Below are 17,056 nucleotides of genomic sequence, written 5' to 3'. Positions count from 1 at the left end.
TTCCATAGACATTACTCATTTCCAGTATTTTCAACCACTTCTGTGAGTAATGTACCCAACCAACTGGAGACTTCGGCATGAAGACGCTCGCAGCGCGTTATCGTCAGGCTCATAAGGAAGCCAAATGGGCGATAGGCCTGGCACTCGCCTATTTCGTCTGGTGGTACTGCTCAGCCTATGGCTTGGCACCAATCAATGTACACGAGGCCTTACCGGAACTGTACTGGGGCTTCCCGCTCTGGTTCCTGATGGCCTGCATCATCGGCCCGGTAATTTTTACTCTGCTCTGTGCCCTGATGGTGAAATACATCTACCAGGATATGTCACTGGAAGTCGACAAGGACACCACTGATGAATAGCCAACTGTTAATCCCCCTCATCCTGTATCTGGCCGCAGTTTTCGGCCTGGCCCTTTTCACCCGCCGTCACCGCAATACCGGCAAAGGGTTTCTCAATGAATACCTGGTCGGCAACCGCAGTATGGGCGGTTTTGTCCTGGCCATGACCCTGGCGGCGACCTATGCCAGTGCCAGCTCATTTATCGGCGGCCCGGGTGCAGCCTATAAAATGGGTCTGGGCTGGGTTCTGCTGGCGATGATCCAACTACCAGCAGCCTGGTTGACGCTGGGCGTACTTGGCAAAAAATTTGCCATTGAGGCCCGTCGCCACAATGCCCTGACCCTCAACGATATCCTTTATGCCCGCTATAAAAACCGGGCGGTGGTGATCTTCGCTTCGCTGGCTCTACTGCTGGCATTCTTCGGTACCATGGTAGTGCAGTTTGTCGGCGGTGCCCGCCTGTTGCAAACCGTCACAGGCCTCTCCTACAGCCATGGCCTGATGCTGTTTGCCGTCACTGTCGGGCTGTATACCACCATCGGCGGTTTCCGCGCGGTAGTGATGACAGATACCATCCAGGGCATCATGATGATCATTGGAACCATTGCCCTGCTGGTCGGGATTGTCCATGCCGGTGGTAGCGTCGGTGAACTGGTTACCGAGCTGCACCAGATCAACCCGGAGCTGGTGACACCGTTCGGAGCCGATAACTTCCTATCCCAGCCGTTTATGCTCAGCTTCTGGGTGCTGGTCTGTTTCGGTGTGATCGGCCTGCCCCATGCCGCCGTGCGCTGCATGTCCTATAAGTCCAGCGGATCGCTGCACAAAGGCATGGTGATCAGTACTGCCATGGTGGCCTTCCTGATGCTGGGTATGCACCTGGCCGGCGCCCTTGGTCGCGCTATCGTGCCGGATATCGCCAGCCCGGACCAAATCATGCCGACGCTGATGATGACAGTACTGCCGCCGGTGGTTGCCGGAGTGTTCCTGGCAGGGCCGATGGCTGCAATTATGTCGACCATCGACTCCCAGCTGATCCAGGCTTCAGCCACCCTGCTCAAGGACCTGTACCTCAACTACATTAACCCGAAAGCAGCCGAAGGGCCGGAAGCCGAATCCCGCCTGCCGAAGCTATCACTGTGGGTTACCGGTATTTTCTCTGCCCTGGTGTTTGTAGCCGCGACTAACCCGCCGGATATGATCATCTGGCTTAACCTGCTGGCCTTCGGTGGTATGCAGGCGGTGTTCCTGTGGCCGTTGGTGCTTGGCCTGTACTGGAAGAAAGCCTCCGCAGCAGGCGCATTTGCTTCCATGGTCACCGGCCTGGTGTGCTATGCCGGCCTGTCCGTGGTGAAGCCGGATCTTGGCGGTATGCATGCTATCGTGCCAACTCTCGCCCTGAGTTTTGTCATATTTGTACTGGGCAGCCTGCTAAAACCAGTTGCCGCACCAAGCCCGCAACATCAGCTCTGATTCACAACAAATCACCACAAGATAGCACCTCCGGGTGCTATCTTTTTGTCTCCACCATCCCCCCGCATAGCCCCGCCAGACCAACGAAGTTGATGCGGGCTGACTAAATTTTATGCTAGACTCCGCTTCCTTGATCCGTAGTCAAACAATAAGCGAATTAACCATGCCTTGGATTCAAATAAAATTAAACGCGACAGCAGACAATGCCGAAGCAATTGGCGATATGCTGATGGAAGAAACCGGTGCTCTGTCCGTCACTTTCCTGGACGCACAAGACACCCCGGTTTTCGAGCCGCTGCCAGGTGAAACCCGCCTGTGGGGTGATACCGATGTCGTTGGTTTATATGATGCTGAAGCCGACATGGATTTCGTCCTTTCGATGCTGAAGAACAGCCCACTGATCGCAGACGACTTCGCCTATAAGATCGAACAGCTGGAAGACAAAGACTGGGAACGCGAGTGGATGGAAAACTTCCACCCAATGCGTTTCGGTCGTCGCCTGTGGATCTGTCCAAGCTGGCGCGAAGCGCCGGAGCCGGATGCGGTAAACGTCCTGCTGGATCCAGGCCTGGCATTCGGTACCGGTACTCACCCGACAACCTCTCTGTGCCTTGAATGGCTGGACGGCCAGGATCTGACTGGCAAGACAGTGATCGACTTCGGTTGTGGCTCAGGCATCCTGGCCATTGCGGCTATCAAGCTAGGTGCGGAAAAAGTGATCGGTATCGATATCGACCCGCAAGCGATTCTGGCTTCCCGCGACAATGCCGAACGTAACGGCGTTGCCGACAAACTGGAACTGTTCCTGCCACAAGATCAGCCTCAGGATATCCAGGCTGACGTGGTTGTTGCCAACATCCTGGCAGGCCCGCTACGCGAACTTTCTCCAGTGATCAAAAGCCTGGTGAAGGACGGTGGCCAACTGGCAATTTCCGGCGTTCTGGAAACACAGGCGGAAGACGTATCGTCTTACTACAGCGATGAGCTGACCCTGGATCCTGTTGTGGCACGCGAAGAATGGTGCCGAATTGCTGGTCGCAAAGCATAACAAGCACAATGAAGGGCGCTATTTTTCTGAACAAAAAACACCCAATAGTTTGAAAATCATACAGTTTTGCAATTGAAAAACTAAATGCTCAATTATTGGCCTTTTCAGAAAGAGAAAAAATGCGTAAAATGCGCGCCCTTACTGGCACAGTCAGGAACAGACGTTTGAAAATCGGTCCTTATCAACTTAAAAACCAGCTGATAGTCGCGCCAATGGCGGGTGTGACCGATCGGCCATTTCGTGAACTTTGCCTGCGTTTCGGTGCAGGTATGGCTGTAAGCGAAATGATGTCGTCCAATCCAGATTTATGGAAAACGTCTAAATCCCAGAACCGCATGGTTCATGAAGGCGAATCGGGTATCCGCTCGGTTCAAATCGCCGGCTCAGATCCGAAACTGATGGCTGAGGCTGCGCAATTCAGTGTTGAAAACGGTGCCCAAATCATCGATATCAACATGGGTTGCCCTGCAAAAAAGGTGAACAAACGCCTTGCAGGTTCTGCCCTGCTGCAGTATCCCCATCTGATCGAAGAAATTCTTCGTTCTGTCGTCGATGCCGTAGATGTACCTGTGACGCTGAAAACGCGTACCGGCTGGGATATTGAAAACCGAAACTGTGTCGACATTGCGAAGCTCGCCGAACAATGCGGCATCCAGGCGCTGGCCCTTCACGGCCGCACCAAAGCCTGCATGTACAAAGGCGAAGCAGAATACGATTACATCAAAGCAGCGAAAGAAGCGATTTCCATTCCAGTGATCGCTAACGGTGATATCGACTCCCCGGAAAAGGCGCGCTTCGTACTGGATTACACCGGTGCCGATGCTTTGATGATTGGCCGCCCTGCGCAGGGACGACCATGGATTTTCCGTGAAATCCACCATTACTTAACAACTGGCGAACACCTGCCGGCACCCTCTATGGATGAGGTGGGTGACATTATGCTGGGTCATGTTCAGGAACTTCACCGTTTCTACGGTGAGTACTTAGGGTTGCGCATTGCACGTAAACACGTGTCTTGGTACTTGAAAGAACATGCCCCTGCTGGTGATTTTCGCCGGACCTTCAACGCAATCGAAGATGCACAACATCAACTCGATGCGCTGCAAGGCTACTTCGAAAACGTTGCATAAATACTAGAAGAGCTTACAGAATATGTTCGAACAAAATCTGACTTCCGAAGCATTAACAGTGACAACTGTAACTTCACAAGACCAAATCACACAGAAGCCACTACGTGACTCTGTAAAAGCGTCACTAAAAAACTACCTTGCTCAGTTAAACGGTCAGGAAGTCGATGATCTGTACGAGCTAGTGCTTGCTGAAGTTGAGCAACCACTACTAGACACTATCATGCAGTACACTCGTGGTAACCAAACTCGCGCAGCAACTATGATGGGTATCAACCGTGGTACGCTTCGCAAGAAACTGAAAAAATACGGCATGAACTAATCTGACAGATTAAGTTACTGTATACAAAAGGGTTTGGCCACGAAAACCAAACCCTTTAATACTTAGTGACTCATTGGTGACTCAAAAGAGTTAACTACCCTCCTGTTTTAGCAAAAACATCACTAATAACTGGTATTGGTTGCCCAATTATCAGTAATGCCTCCTCACAATTAATCACTTATTGTTCGCAGCACTGCTATTTTTAGGATGATAAGAAATATCAGCATTGCGTAATTCATCATGCGCAAAGTGCGCATCTATAAAATATCCACTCTAATCTACATAGAGCCAGTATTAGCAAGGCTTTGAGGCTATCAGTACGGTGAGAAACTGCGCATCCATTGTGGTTTCGTTTCTACAATAATGCGCAACATTGATTACGTTTATAGGGTATTTCCATCCATAAACTCAAGGCGGTTATCAATCTGCTTTGATTGTCCCAAAGCTCTCCATCTCTTTTATGGCCTCCCTCAAAGTCCAGCTTAATTCTTTCACCATTCACCCCAGACACCACCAGCCATTGTTTTACAAAAGCTAGGAGCGATGGATGAAAGGTACTTACTCTTTGTCCGTCATCACCAGCGAATCAATGAATAGTTGTAAAGGATGAAAGATAAAAGCCTCTTTCATCCTTTTCTTTCATTATCCAACCACCGTTGATATATAAGGCTTCAGTGTATGTGGGGTGAATGGATGAAATAGTTTTACTGAAATTAGAAGTTAAATGTCCTTCAGATACATAACCATTCCCTTGAAAAATATTGAAACACAACAAACCTTGGTGTAACTTTAATCAAAGAGGCGAGAGTTTAACTTTCTGCTGTTAATCTGCGGCGGTCATAAGCATGTTTCTTTTTCCGGTTGTCATCTAAAATGTTGCAGCCGTTACGCTGTATAAGAGAAAACAAAATCGCCTCGTTTTTCATGGTTCATGAAATTAGTCTGGGTCATCAATGACATCTGCCATATCTATATTCTCACTTATTAGTCCAATAACCACACCAACAACCTTAAATCAGTGTGTCTGCGTTGAAAGGTTAGCTAGGTTCCTTGGCTTTGCTTCTTACTCAGAGCTACAGAACTTATTTTACCCATCCACCAGCATTCACTATCGTGGTTTCCATATTCCTAAAAAAAATGGTGAGTATCGCTTAATAGAAGCACCAAAAAAGAAATTAAAAGAAATACAAAAGCTAATAAGCAAAGAATTGTCAGCACTGTATTCACCCAGAAAATCCACACATGGTTTTGTTCCTGAACGAAGTATTGTGAGCAATGCCTCTTGTCATGTAGACAAAAAATATGTGCTCAACTTAGATCTTTTAGATTTCTTTGGCTCAATCCACTTTGGCCGCGTTCGAAACTTATTTCAGTCCCACCCAGTAAACTTACCTTTACCTGTCGCTACAGTTCTCGCTCATTTATGCTGTCACAATGGTAAGCTTCCTCAAGGCGCTCCAACATCTCCCATAATATCGAACATGATTGCTTATCGATTAGATAAACAACTTCAAACCTTAGCAGCCAATAATCGCTGCTCATATACACGTTATGCGGATGACATTACGTTTTCATTTACTCAGACTAGGGGGCGGTTACCGAATCAAATAGTAACTGTGACCCGTGAGTTACAGTTGTATTTAGGAACAGAGTTAAAAAACGTAATTTCAGAAAATGGTTTTACCATAAATAGTCAAAAGACACGGATTGCTTCAAGAAGCCAAAAACAGGCGGTTACTGGCATTATTGTTAATGAGCGCATGAATGTTTCCAGGAAATTTATCAGGCAAACTAGGTCAATGCTTTATGCGTGGAAAAGGTTTGGACTTGAACAAGCTGAGTCAGAGTATCTTCAGAGCTATCATGGCAAAACGGTCTTCGAGAAGCACCAAAGACGGATAAACGAAAAGGCAGGCCAATTTTTTAGAAAAATCGTTAAAGGTAGAATTAATTTCATCAAAATGGTTAGGGGCGCTGATGACTTAATATACCGAAAAATAGCATACGATTATTCGGTTCGAATTGGAAAGCCAAAGCATGACTTGATAAAAACACCACTGGATAAAGCATGTGAGTCAATTTTCATTATCGAAAGTGAACTAGATTATGCTCAAGGCACTGCTTTTCTATTAAAAGATATTGGATTAATAACAAATGAACACGTGGTTGACGGGATTGACGAAGAACTAAGTGAGCTTCTGAATGTTTACAGATACTTCGAGCAAGACAAAAAAAGATTGGTGAATTTTGAAAAGTCTTGTAAGTCCAGGGACCTTGCTATCTTAAAACCTACCACCGACTTCAATGGCATTAAAAGACTTAAAGTTGGCGATGACAGTATGTTGAATATAGGCTCAAAGGTTACTGTTCTAGGTTTTCCACAATACTCACCAGGAGAAACACCATACATTAACACTGGGAAAATCATACAGTCTAAAATGCTTTATGGTGAGAAGCTTTGGTTGCTAGATATTCCAGTAATCCATGGAAACAGTGGAGGACCGGTGCTCAATGATAAGTATGAAGTCATTGGTATTGCGGCAATAGGTTCACCTAAGCACGATAATTCAACTAAGTTACATGGCTTTATTCCAATATCCACTTTATTGGCATATGCGAAAGAAAAAAGCTAGCAACGACTCTAACGGTAAACAGATTTTGATCCAGAATCAAACCGAGTTAGCCTCTTAAATCTAACTCGGTTTTACCCATTAATGAAAAATTCCGCCATGATTTTTTCAACAATGGCAATCCGCCAGTTAAGAAATCCTGATTGGTTCAATCGTCGACTTGAATTGCCATTCACTGCCGTTCAATTATCATTGGCAACTTGTAGACCACGATTCTGGAGCGCCCCTCTTTAGACTCAATCAAACCATCCTGTACCATACCTTTGAGCGCCTTACCGATAACGCGAGCCTTTGTAGCTGGAATATCGCAATATAAGCATACCTCACTTGCTTTCATCCATTGGTAGGCTCTACCGTTCATATCAACATCTAAAAAACGCTCCTCCAACATGACACGATAATCACCTTTAAATTTATGCTGGTCATTAGCCCCAACAATCAAAGTTAACTCAGCCTCTGTAAGCTCCCAAGAAGCGCCTCCATCATACATGGCCTTCACTTCTAACCAGAATTGCCTTAGGTTTTCTGGCTCAGAGAGAATTGTTCTACCACCGTTATACTGCCAGCCGAGCAGTTTGTTTACCGCATCCATATTTATAGGCTGTCCCAACTCAATCACAGCATAGCGACTTGATCCTGTTTCGTCCCGTAGGAACTCTGAGCCATTCACCGATGCTATCAAAGTAGTTTGGCGTTTTTTCTTTATATCGGCTCTTGCGTATGGTGGACGAACACTATCAATCGCCTTCGTAATGAATGCCTTTAAACTCCCCTGGCTATTTTTGGATGTGCGTTCCAGTTCCCCAAGTTCAACAATCCAACTCTTAATGCTACTTAACACTGAATCCTTGTTGTCTGGATTTAACTCAGCACCTTCTAAAAAAGCCCCCGGCAAAACGTTAGCAAAGCGACTGATAAAGGCTGTTTTCCTAAATGACTGACCACTTTGTAATACAGGTACTACTTTACAGCTGAACGACGGCTCATAAATCGCTGCTACACAAGCTACAAACCATTTCTTCATTACAACTAGGGCAATGCTCTTATCCTTCGCATTCATTGCCTCTATTAATGGATTAACACGTTCAATACCATCCCATTTGCCATCACCCAGATAAGATTGAATAGGGTGATACTTATTCTGTTCACACAGTGCTGTCATATGATCATCAATTACAGACTTTGGGAGTCCTGCTTTTAAGCACTCACTAATAAGGAAGCTTCGTTGAGCCTCAAATGTTGATGTTATCGGCCTACCATCTTTTAGAATTTCCAATTCCAGATTCATAGCGTTTTGAGCCGGAACCAGCCCTAATTGCTTCACTAATACTGCCAAATTATCAAAGGTACCTAATGGTCTCGCGTTATCATTCAAATCAGGGAAGTAAACATCCTTCGCATATATTCCACTTATATGCCTTTGTTCTTCACCTGCTACCCGATAATCGTCTAAAAACTTAACAGTATCCCCTGTAAATTCATCAACAACATAATAAGACTTAACTATCTTTTGGAAATTATCGAACCCAATTACGCAAATGAGCGCCTCTCGGCGCTCATTCCTCGACACATTTGCCCATCTGTAGATCCCTTCCTCACACCCCGTAGCTTCATAATAAAGCTCAATTAATCCACTATGTGAAGCTAACGAAGCAGCTTTTGTGGCAGCCTGCGGTAATAAAGAATTACTGCCATCTAAACTAGTATGAAGTAAGTAATATCCCAGCATAAGATCAGCATTTGTTAAGCTCTCCAATTCTTGTCTTGATTTAGCCGCCATTACGCAACCTCCTGTAATAGCAAGCAGAACAAATTAATATATCCACTCATATTTGAATTCCTGAATTAAGGTAAAGCTTCGCCCTCCCAAGGCATGGGATGATTCAAGTTAGGCGTTTGAACGGTAAAGAAAGAAGAAGTTAAGCGAAAGTGACCAGTTGCTCGGAACGATCAGGAAACGCAGAGGCCATCGTTTCCAATTCCGCTCGAGAAAGTACCGACATCCCCAGTTTGATACAACGTAAGCGCAACAATTTGGCCAATTTTATGGCTTCTTTACTGTCTAATAATTGGTAAATACTATAATAGCTTCCATCTCGACTAAGCAGCCTCAGGCGAGGCTTCACAAATGTTATTCCGTGCTTTCGCTCTAACTCAGAAATATAATTTCGCCCACTCATTACGCAGGCATAGCGGTTAATACTTTTCTCCGTAACACCATGTGGTGATTGCAAGATATGTAACAGTACCCGAGTTACCTTATCTGTTTTTTTAATTGAATCATGAGCGGTCATCGAAGCTGTTTTGAGCTTGGTTGAAATTTTTTTATCCATATCTCCCCCTAAGCTCCTACTTTTGGTTGGTTGTTAACCCAATCCATTAATTCTGAGTGAAGCCAGCCAACAGCACGTCCTCCTATTTGCCGACGTGCGGGAAACTTACCTTCTTGCTCTAGACGCCAAGCTGTCGAGCGAGATATCTGTGTAATTTGCTGACGTTCCTTTTCTCGAACAAAGCGGTCAGAAGAATTACTTACCTGTGCCATATCATTGGAGACTAGTTCTGTATTCATTTAACTTCCTTATATACAAAAAAAGCCCCATAAGGGGCTGATATTTAGGTATAAAAAAACCCGCACTAAGGCGGGTTCGAATTTCAGGCACAAAAAAAGCCACGTCAAAAACGCGGCTTTTTTCATTATTGGGATAATTTACCCCAAACTTAGGAAGTGATCAAGACGATTTATATCGTATCAACTTGTTCCAGCTATTATGACAACATTATCATTTTGACCAGTCAGCAACTCCAAACGATCCAACCATAGCTCCAGGGCTTCCAACTTTTCTAAAAGAAATTGCGAACGGTTATAAATGCTCATAGTTCCCGGCAGTACATGTCCTGTAATGGTTCGTCCTATATGGGGAGCAATCCGCATGTCAGACCATTTTGTCTCCAATGTATGACGAGCGCTATGTAACGTCCATGGAGAGGCGTGCCCTAATCGCTTCCAAATATTACGCCCAGTTTGACTTACAGCGCATTCGTTCTTAATTTCACCTAACAGAAATTCTGAATTACCTGTATGTCGCCTAATAGCTTCCAGCCACGGAATCACTCTGCTGGGGATGGGACGCTGTATCTCAGTTCGATTTTTCGTATGCTCTTTCGGCACAGTCCAAATCCTGGCTTTTAGGTCCCATTCCTTCCATCGGCTCAACCGTACTTCCTGTGTTCGAGCACCAAAAACAAAAAGTAACCGAATCAATGTGCGGTAATACATGGTCGTGGTATCTGTATCCAGCCAATTCCAAAGTTCAGCAAGCTCCCGATCAGTAAGAACTCTGTCCCGTTGTGACTGCTTCTTACCCACATCATTCACAGTCAAATTAACTAATGCGTGGCTGGTAGCATATTGGCGAACATCACAATAACGTAAAGCCTGCTTACAGTTTTGAAAGATATAGCCAGCAGCTACTGGAGCAACTTTCTTAATACGATCGAAAACCTCTAACCAATGACGTGTTTCTGTATCCTTTAAAGGTAAATCACCAATATACGGGTAAACATGCTTCTCAAATTGCCGCTCATGTTTATGGGCATTAGCACGGTTATCATAGGCATAAGTCTTCAACCAATAATCCAAAGCATCTTTTACAGTAACAGGCCTAATGCTCTCCATCCTAGCCAACTTTAATTCAGTGCGAGGGTCTTTGCCCATTGCCACCATAGCACGGTATTCCATAGCTTTAGCTCTTGCTATTTTTAAAGTGACATCAGGGTAATTGCCTAACTCAACACGAGATTGTTTTTCGCCTGGCTGTCTGTATCGTAGTTCCCAGCTAACCTTTCCTTTTAATGAAACTCTGGCCCCCAGACCATTACCATCACTGAGTGTATATCGTTTTTTTTGTGGCTTCCCTAATATGGCATCAAGCTGTTTCGTGGTTAGCTTGCTCATATACCCCACCCTCAATTTTTGGTGACTCACACAAAATGGTGACTCAACAGTGACTCAAATCCTTTGACAAGTCACGAATGAACGTGAATCGCCATGAAACATGGATAGTAACAAAATCACATTAAATCAAGAGGTTTGGTGGGCAAAATGATTAGAAATGAAATGTAATAAAACAAGACTTGAATTCGTACGGCATGAACTAATCCAACCGGTTTAGTACCCTGCTTGGAAAAGCCTGTACCTCTGGTGCAGGCTTTTTTGCGTTTATTGTGTGCTGTCTCAGGGCCTAGCCGTGATTACAGATAATCACACAGGTACGCGGTCGTCTGGCTGACTTCCACATGGAAAGAGGCATCTCCCGGCACTTCAAAGCTGTCTCCGGCATGATAAGTTTCCCAGTCGATATGACCCGGCAACTTCACGGTCAGCGCCCCTTTGACTACCGTCATCCGCTCAGGTGCAGCTGTAGAGAAACGGTATTCCCCCGGCATCATTACCCCGACACTGGCTCGCTCGCCCTGGCTTTCAAAACCCAGAGACTGAACCTGACCATCAAAATACTCGTTAACTTTAAGCATAGCTTTCCCTGTCACTAATTCCTTGATACTTCGAAGCTACCATAGTTAACGTGCTTTCCCCAACACCCATCACCACTTTTTCTCTTTCTGGAAAAACAGCCACTCATCGATAACATAAAATTCTCATCAAGAACTTCGAGCCACCTCAATAGCAGTGAAACATAATGGCCGTCGTTATATGAAAACCATCACATTAAAACAGCTCGGATGATAATAATTATCACTAGCGCTGATTGGGTTGTAATTAAAATTCCCGACAACATCAGCTATATCGACGCTGCACCGCTATTCTGCGCCGGTGTTACCACCTATAAGGCACTAAAAGTCATCGGCGTAAAACCAGGGCAATGGGTAGCCATTGTCGGAGCCGGTGGTCTGGGGCACCTGGCAATTCAGTACGCGGTTGCGATGGGGATGAATGTGATCGCCATTGATACCGGCGCTGAAAAGCTCGCCCTGGCCAAAGAGCTCGGAGCGACGCATTGTATCGATTTTATGAAGCAGAGCCCGTCAGAAGCTGTTCAGGCGTTAGTTGGCGGTGTACACGGCGTAGTTTGTACTGCGGTATCCAAATCAGCTTTCGAAGAAGCCTATAAGTCAGTCCGTCGTGGCGGGGCTTGTGTTCTGGTTGGCCAGCCACCGGATGAAATGCCGGTTCCAATCTTCGATACGGTGCTCAACGGGGTAAAAATCATCGGCCCCATCATCGGTACCCGCAAAGACCTTCAGGAATGCCTGCAGTTTGCCGCCGAAGGTAAAGTCAAAGCCATCATCGATGGTCAAACACCTTGAAGATATCAATGACATCTTCGCTGACATGGAAAAAGGGGAAATCAACGGCCGTATTGTAATGGATATGTCCTAATCCATATTTCAAACTGAGCAATAATTTGCCTGATATAAAACTGTACTTACCGGATAAAATATTATCCGGTAAGTACCATCAACCCGCTCAGGGGCTTTTCAGTAAAACACAGGTCCATCAAAACAAGTCATTTCATCCGAGCACTAGTGCGCCTCGCCCTCATCCGCCAGAGCTTCGAGGATCGAGCAGTGGCTGGCATCATCGTCAGCGTGACCACAGCAGGCATCATTCAGCTTCTTCAAAGCGGTGCGGATGCGTTTCAGCTCTGCCATTTTACGGTCAACTTCATCAAGCTTAGCCTGAGTGATCGCCTTCACCTCCGCACAGCTGTGCTGGCAGGCTTCCAGCCGAATATCCAGCAATTCCCGTATTTCATCCAAGCTCAGGCCAATCGCTTTTGCCCGCAAGATAAATTTCACCCGCGACTTGTCATCCTCGCTGTAGAGGCGATACCCACTCTCGCTACGACCGGCTGGCCGCAACAACCCGTTTTTCTCATAAAACCGTAACGTATCGCTGCTGACATCACACAATTTTGCCAACTGTCCTATCAGATACATACCAGACTCTTTTCTATACTTAATGCAAAATTGCATAGACAAGTGCCGCGAAAACAAAAAAAAGCAAACGTTTGCGCAACACCGGAATTCATGTAAAATACCGCCATTGACATGACCGGTAACCATTATCAGGCTCCCCGATTCTAGCTGAGTCTATTTGCCAAAAGCCAGCGCCTATACCACCATGGTTTTTGGCAAATATTCCCCCGTGTATAAAAGAGATGGTAGCAATGGAAAACGCTCGTCCTATTCGCCGTGCATTGATCAGCGTATCAGACAAAACAGGTATTGTTGAATTTGCACAAGCCCTCGCCAACCGTGGTGTTGACATCCTTTCTACTGGCGGCACTGCCCGTCTGCTTGCCGAGCAAGGCATTAAAGTAACAGAAGTATCGGATTACACTGGCTTTCCGGAAATGATGGATGGCCGGGTCAAAACCCTTCACCCAAAAGTACACGGCGGTGTATTAGGTCGCCGCGGCCAGGATGATACCGTCATGGCCGAGCATGGTATCAACCCGATTGATTTGGTGGTCGTTAACCTCTACCCGTTTGCTCAGACAGTCGCTAAAGCTGGATGCACACTGGAAGATGCGGTGGAAAATATCGATATCGGCGGCCCGACTATGGTTCGTTCTGCGGCGAAAAACCACAAAGATGTCACTATTGTGGTAAACGCCCATGACTATGGCCGTGTTCTGGCCGAACTGGAAGCCAATAGCGGCTCTCTGACCCATGCTACCCGCTTCGATCTTGCTATCGCCGCCTTTGAGCATACCGCCGCCTATGACGGCATGATCGCCAACTACTTCGGTACCATGGTGCCGTCTTACGGCGACCCTGCTCTTTATAAACAAGGGCAAGAAGTTGATAAACCTTCTCCTGAAACTAAAAGTAAGTTCCCACGCACCTTCAATCAGCAGTTCGAGAAGAAGCAGGACATGCGCTATGGCGAAAACAGCCATCAAGCTGCTGCCTTCTACGTTGAAAGCAATCCACAGGAAGCTTCTGTGGCAACAACCCGCCAGTTGCAGGGCAAGGCCCTTTCCTACAACAACATCGCCGACACGGATGCTGCGCTGGAATGCGTGAAAGAATTCGACCAGCCGGCCTGTGTGATTGTTAAACATGCCAACCCGTGTGGCGTGGCACTGGGCGACAGTATTCTGGAAGCTTATAACCGCGCTTACCAGACCGATCCGACATCCGCTTTTGGCGGCATCATTGCCTTCAACCGTGAGCTGGATGCTGCAACAGCCCAAGCTATTGTTGAGCGTCAGTTTGTCGAAGTGATCATTGCCCCAACAGTTACAGCAGAAGCTGCCGACGCCGTTGCAGCGAAAAAGAACGTCCGCCTACTGGAATGCGGAGAATGGTCTGACAAAACCACCGGCTTTGATCTCAAACGTGTTAACGGCGGCTTGCTGGTTCAGGACCGCGACCAGGGTATGGTCAGCCACGAGGAGCTGAAAGTCGTCTCCAAGCGTCAGCCAAGCGAAGATGAGCTGCGCGATGCCCTGTTCTGCTGGAAGGTTGCCAAATACGTGAAATCCAATGCCATCGTCTACGCCAAAAACGACATGACCATTGGTGTCGGTGCCGGTCAGATGAGCCGGGTCTACTCCGCCAAAATCGCCGGGATCAAAGCAGCCGACGAAAACCTGGAAGTTGCAGGCAGCGTAATGGCCTCTGACGCCTTCTTCCCGTTCCGCGACGGTATCGATGCCGCAGCAGAAGCCGGTATCACCTGTGTGATCCAGCCTGGCGGCTCAATGCGCGATGAAGAAGTCATTGCTGCTGCAGATGAACATGGTATGGCCATGGTCTTCACTGGCATGCGCCACTTCCGCCACTAATCAACACAGGCTCAGGGGAAACCCTGAGCTTTATTTGATTTTAAGAACACGGACTGTTGTAGCTTTAACCCTACAACGCAGCTTAAAGATTTTAATTTTAGAGCAAAGCCAGATGGCTTAATTCAAGGAGCGCACGCTGAGCTTATGGATATAAGTGGGCATGCGTGACACAGAAGTTGGCCATATGGCGAAGCTATCAAAGGTAAAATTATGAAAGTTTTGATTATAGGTAATGGTGGGCGTGAGCACGCCTTGGCATGGAAAGCCGCTCAGTCTGCCCGTGTTGAAACCGTCTTTGTCGCACCGGGCAACGCAGGCAGCGCCCTGGAGCCCAACGTCGAAAATGTCGCTATTGGCGTAGAAGACATCCCGGCTCTGGTTGAATTTGCCCGAACTAACCAGATTGAACTGACGATCGTCGGCCCGGAAGCCCCGCTGGTTATCGGTGTAGTCGACGCTTTCCAGGCTGCCGGACTGCCAATTTTCGGCCCGACAGAAGCAGCGGCCCAACTGGAAGGCTCCAAAGCCTTCACGAAAGACTTTCTGGCCCGTCATCAGATCCCGACGGCAGAATACCAGAACTTCACTGAAATCGAGCCAGCACTGGCCTACCTGCGCGAAAAAGGCGCCCCTATCGTCGTCAAGGCCGATGGCCTGGCAGCCGGTAAAGGCGTCATTGTCGCCATGACACTGGAAGAAGCCGAAGCTGCTGTACGCGATATGCTAGCCGGCAATGCCTTCGGCGAAGCCGGGCACCGGGTGGTAATTGAAGAATTCCTCGATGGTGAGGAAGCAAGTTTCATCGTCATGGTCGACGGTGAGCATGTCCTACCGATGGCCACCAGCCAGGATCACAAGCGTGTGGGCAACGGTGATACCGGGCCAAACACCGGCGGTATGGGTGCCTACTCCCCGGCACCTGTGGTTACGCAGGAAATTCACGACCGTGTGATGGAAGAGGTGATTTACCCGACGGTGCGTGGCATGGCAGCCGAAAGGGCCCCTTATACCGGTTTCCTCTACGCCGGCCTGATGATCATGGCTGACGGCACACCGAAAGTCATTGAGTACAACTGCCGCTTCGGTGATCCGGAAACCCAGCCAATCATGCTGCGCATGCAGTCTGATCTGGTTGAGCTGTGTCTTGCTGCCATCGACGGCAAACTCGATACCGTTCAATCTAAGTGGGATCCACGCGCCTCTATCGGTGTTGTCCTTGCTGCCGGCGGTTACCCGGCGTCATACAACAAAGGTGATGTGATTTCCGGCCTGCCACAGCAAGAATGTGAAGGCGAAAAGGTTTTCCATGCCGGTACGGCCAATAACATTGGTGAGATTGTGACAAACGGCGGACGAGTGCTTTGTGCCACAGCGATGGGTGAAAGTGTCTCTGAGGCGCAGCAACGCGCCTATGCACTGGCAAGCCAGATTTCATGGGATGGCATGTTCCATCGTGATGACATCGGCTACCGAGCCATCGCCCGCGAACAGCAAAACTAACGCCCGAGTAGTAAATACCCCCGCCAACTACCCCAAAAGACACAAAACGCGCCTTCTGGCGCGTTTTTTATTGCTGAACCTGATTAGCGCTTATTTAAGCAGTACCGGCGCACTCAGGCATTGCTGGGATTTATCAGCCAACATCAGCAATTGATTAGCTTCCAACATACTGCGGCGCACCTTGCCAGTCACAGCCATAAACTTGTCCTGGCTCAGTTGCTGCTCAATATAATCCGGCAAAGCTGTCTCGAATGTCACGCTAAGCGGCTTATCATCATCACAGCGTAGGAACTGCTTCCCCTGCCAGTAGCCCTGTACCAGGGATTGACCGTCACGACGCTGCTGCTTAATCACATCCGTCGCCTGTTTGGCCTGTCGGGTCAGCTGATACAGCTGGGTATCACTCAGCGGCAGCACGGTACCGTCGACTAAATAGCGCTGGAATACCGCACTACCCTTGGTATCGTAACGAACATGCAACGAAAATGGCTTAACCACCATATCAATAAACTGTGTTCCCTCGCGTTTGATTTCGCGAAGATTACCCTCTCGCCAGCGATATTCCGACTGGTACTGGCCGTAATCGCCTTTCATAACGATTTCAGACAAGCTGACCGGACGGTTCTGCTGGAACGTATACCAATATACCGCAGTGGTATCACCTTTGGTCTGGCCGGTGGTATAGCTCAGGATTGGAGTAATAGTGTTTTCGGGAACTGTGGTGGATTCACATCCAGCAAGGAGCGAAAGAAGGAGAAAAGGGATAAGACGTTTCATAAGAAAAACTCCGCCAGATGAAT

General features: G+C 47.5%; 16 protein-coding genes. 9 read left to right on the top strand and 7 right to left on the bottom strand.

Going from position 1 to position 17,056, the window contains the following annotated elements; genetic code table 11:
- Positions 1-77: 77 nt before the first annotated feature.
- From AACQ93_RS01050 to AACQ93_RS01025, 6 genes are all read left to right on the top strand, one after another.
- Positions 78-359, top strand: a complete 282-nt coding sequence (locus AACQ93_RS01050; protein ID WP_007462861.1) for a YhdT family protein — start codon at positions 78-80, stop codon at positions 357-359.
- Positions 352-1,812: a sodium/pantothenate symporter gene (gene panF, locus AACQ93_RS01045; RefSeq protein WP_064601615.1), complete on the top strand. Its 1,461-nt coding sequence runs from the start codon at positions 352-354 to the stop codon at positions 1,810-1,812. Before AACQ93_RS01050 ends, panF begins: the two co-directional genes overlap by 8 nt.
- 163 nt (positions 1,813-1,975) lie before the next feature.
- A complete protein-coding gene (prmA, locus tag AACQ93_RS01040) occupies positions 1,976-2,860 on the top strand; it encodes a 50S ribosomal protein L11 methyltransferase (protein ID WP_064601614.1) in 885 nt (294 codons plus the stop codon).
- A gap of 164 nt (positions 2,861-3,024) precedes the next feature.
- Positions 3,025-3,990 (top strand): tRNA dihydrouridine synthase DusB, encoded by a 966-nt coding sequence (gene dusB / locus AACQ93_RS01035; protein ID WP_036798777.1) that lies wholly within the window; start codon positions 3,025-3,027, stop codon positions 3,988-3,990.
- 22 nt (positions 3,991-4,012) lie between these two features.
- Positions 4,013-4,309, top strand: a complete 297-nt coding sequence (fis, locus tag AACQ93_RS01030) for a DNA-binding transcriptional regulator Fis (protein WP_005372656.1) — start codon at positions 4,013-4,015, stop codon at positions 4,307-4,309.
- A gap of 953 nt (positions 4,310-5,262) precedes the next feature.
- Positions 5,263-6,942 carry a reverse transcriptase domain-containing protein gene (locus AACQ93_RS01025; protein WP_064601613.1) on the top strand — a complete coding sequence of 560 codons (1,680 nt, stop codon included), beginning with the start codon at positions 5,263-5,265 and terminating at the stop codon, positions 6,940-6,942.
- 169 nt (positions 6,943-7,111) lie between these two features.
- Here the strand turns inward: AACQ93_RS01025 and AACQ93_RS01020 are convergent, their stop codons facing one another.
- From AACQ93_RS01020 to ppnP, 5 genes are all read right to left on the bottom strand, one after another.
- Positions 7,112-8,719 carry a virulence-associated E family protein gene (locus AACQ93_RS01020; protein ID WP_232323262.1) on the bottom strand — a complete coding sequence of 536 codons (1,608 nt, stop codon included), beginning with the start codon at positions 8,717-8,719 and terminating at the stop codon, positions 7,112-7,114.
- Positions 8,720-8,858: 139 nt separating this feature from the next.
- A complete protein-coding gene (locus AACQ93_RS01015) occupies positions 8,859-9,272 on the bottom strand; it encodes a hypothetical protein (RefSeq protein ID WP_064601612.1) in 414 nt (137 codons plus the stop codon).
- Between the two features lie 8 nt (positions 9,273-9,280).
- On the bottom strand, positions 9,281-9,511 hold the full coding sequence (locus AACQ93_RS01010; RefSeq protein ID WP_064601611.1) for a helix-turn-helix transcriptional regulator: 231 nt from the start codon (positions 9,509-9,511) through the stop codon (positions 9,281-9,283).
- Between the two features lie 180 nt (positions 9,512-9,691).
- On the bottom strand, positions 9,692-10,897 hold the full coding sequence (locus AACQ93_RS01005; protein ID WP_064601610.1) for a tyrosine-type recombinase/integrase: 1,206 nt from the start codon (positions 10,895-10,897) through the stop codon (positions 9,692-9,694).
- 296 nt (positions 10,898-11,193) lie between these two features.
- Complete coding sequence (gene ppnP / locus AACQ93_RS01000) at positions 11,194-11,475, bottom strand: pyrimidine/purine nucleoside phosphorylase (protein ID WP_007462831.1); 282 nt, start codon at positions 11,473-11,475, stop codon at positions 11,194-11,196.
- Positions 11,476-11,682: 207 nt separating this feature from the next.
- Between ppnP and AACQ93_RS00995 the strand changes: the two genes are divergently transcribed.
- A complete protein-coding gene (locus tag AACQ93_RS00995; protein ID WP_232323261.1) occupies positions 11,683-12,267 on the top strand; it encodes a zinc-binding dehydrogenase in 585 nt (194 codons plus the stop codon).
- Between the two features lie 216 nt (positions 12,268-12,483).
- On the opposite strand, the gene zntR is transcribed toward AACQ93_RS00995, so the two are convergent.
- Complete coding sequence (gene zntR, locus AACQ93_RS00990) at positions 12,484-12,900, bottom strand: Zn(2+)-responsive transcriptional regulator (protein WP_064601609.1); 417 nt, start codon at positions 12,898-12,900, stop codon at positions 12,484-12,486.
- A 230-nt stretch (positions 12,901-13,130) separates the two neighbouring features.
- Between zntR and purH the strand changes: the two genes are divergently transcribed.
- Together purH and purD are read left to right on the top strand one after the other, a co-directional pair.
- The gene (gene purH / locus AACQ93_RS00985; RefSeq protein WP_064601608.1) at positions 13,131-14,756 is read left to right on the top strand and encodes a bifunctional phosphoribosylaminoimidazolecarboxamide formyltransferase/IMP cyclohydrolase; all 1,626 of its coding nucleotides are present in this window, start codon (positions 13,131-13,133) and stop codon (positions 14,754-14,756) included.
- Between the two features lie 210 nt (positions 14,757-14,966).
- The gene (gene purD, locus AACQ93_RS00980) at positions 14,967-16,256 is read left to right on the top strand and encodes a phosphoribosylamine--glycine ligase (RefSeq protein ID WP_064601607.1); all 1,290 of its coding nucleotides are present in this window, start codon (positions 14,967-14,969) and stop codon (positions 16,254-16,256) included.
- A gap of 90 nt (positions 16,257-16,346) precedes the next feature.
- Here the strand turns inward: purD and AACQ93_RS00975 are convergent, their stop codons facing one another.
- Positions 16,347-17,033, bottom strand: coding sequence for a DUF1481 domain-containing protein (locus AACQ93_RS00975; protein ID WP_064601606.1), 687 nt, complete (start codon positions 17,031-17,033; stop codon positions 16,347-16,349).
- Positions 17,034-17,056 lie beyond the last annotated feature (23 nt).

Origin of the sequence: Photobacterium sp. J15 (genome assembly GCF_963870815.1) — a bacterium.
Lineage (GTDB): Bacteria > Pseudomonadota > Gammaproteobacteria > Enterobacterales > Vibrionaceae > Photobacterium > Photobacterium marinum.
This window is presented reverse-complemented; position numbering and strand designations above follow the sequence as displayed.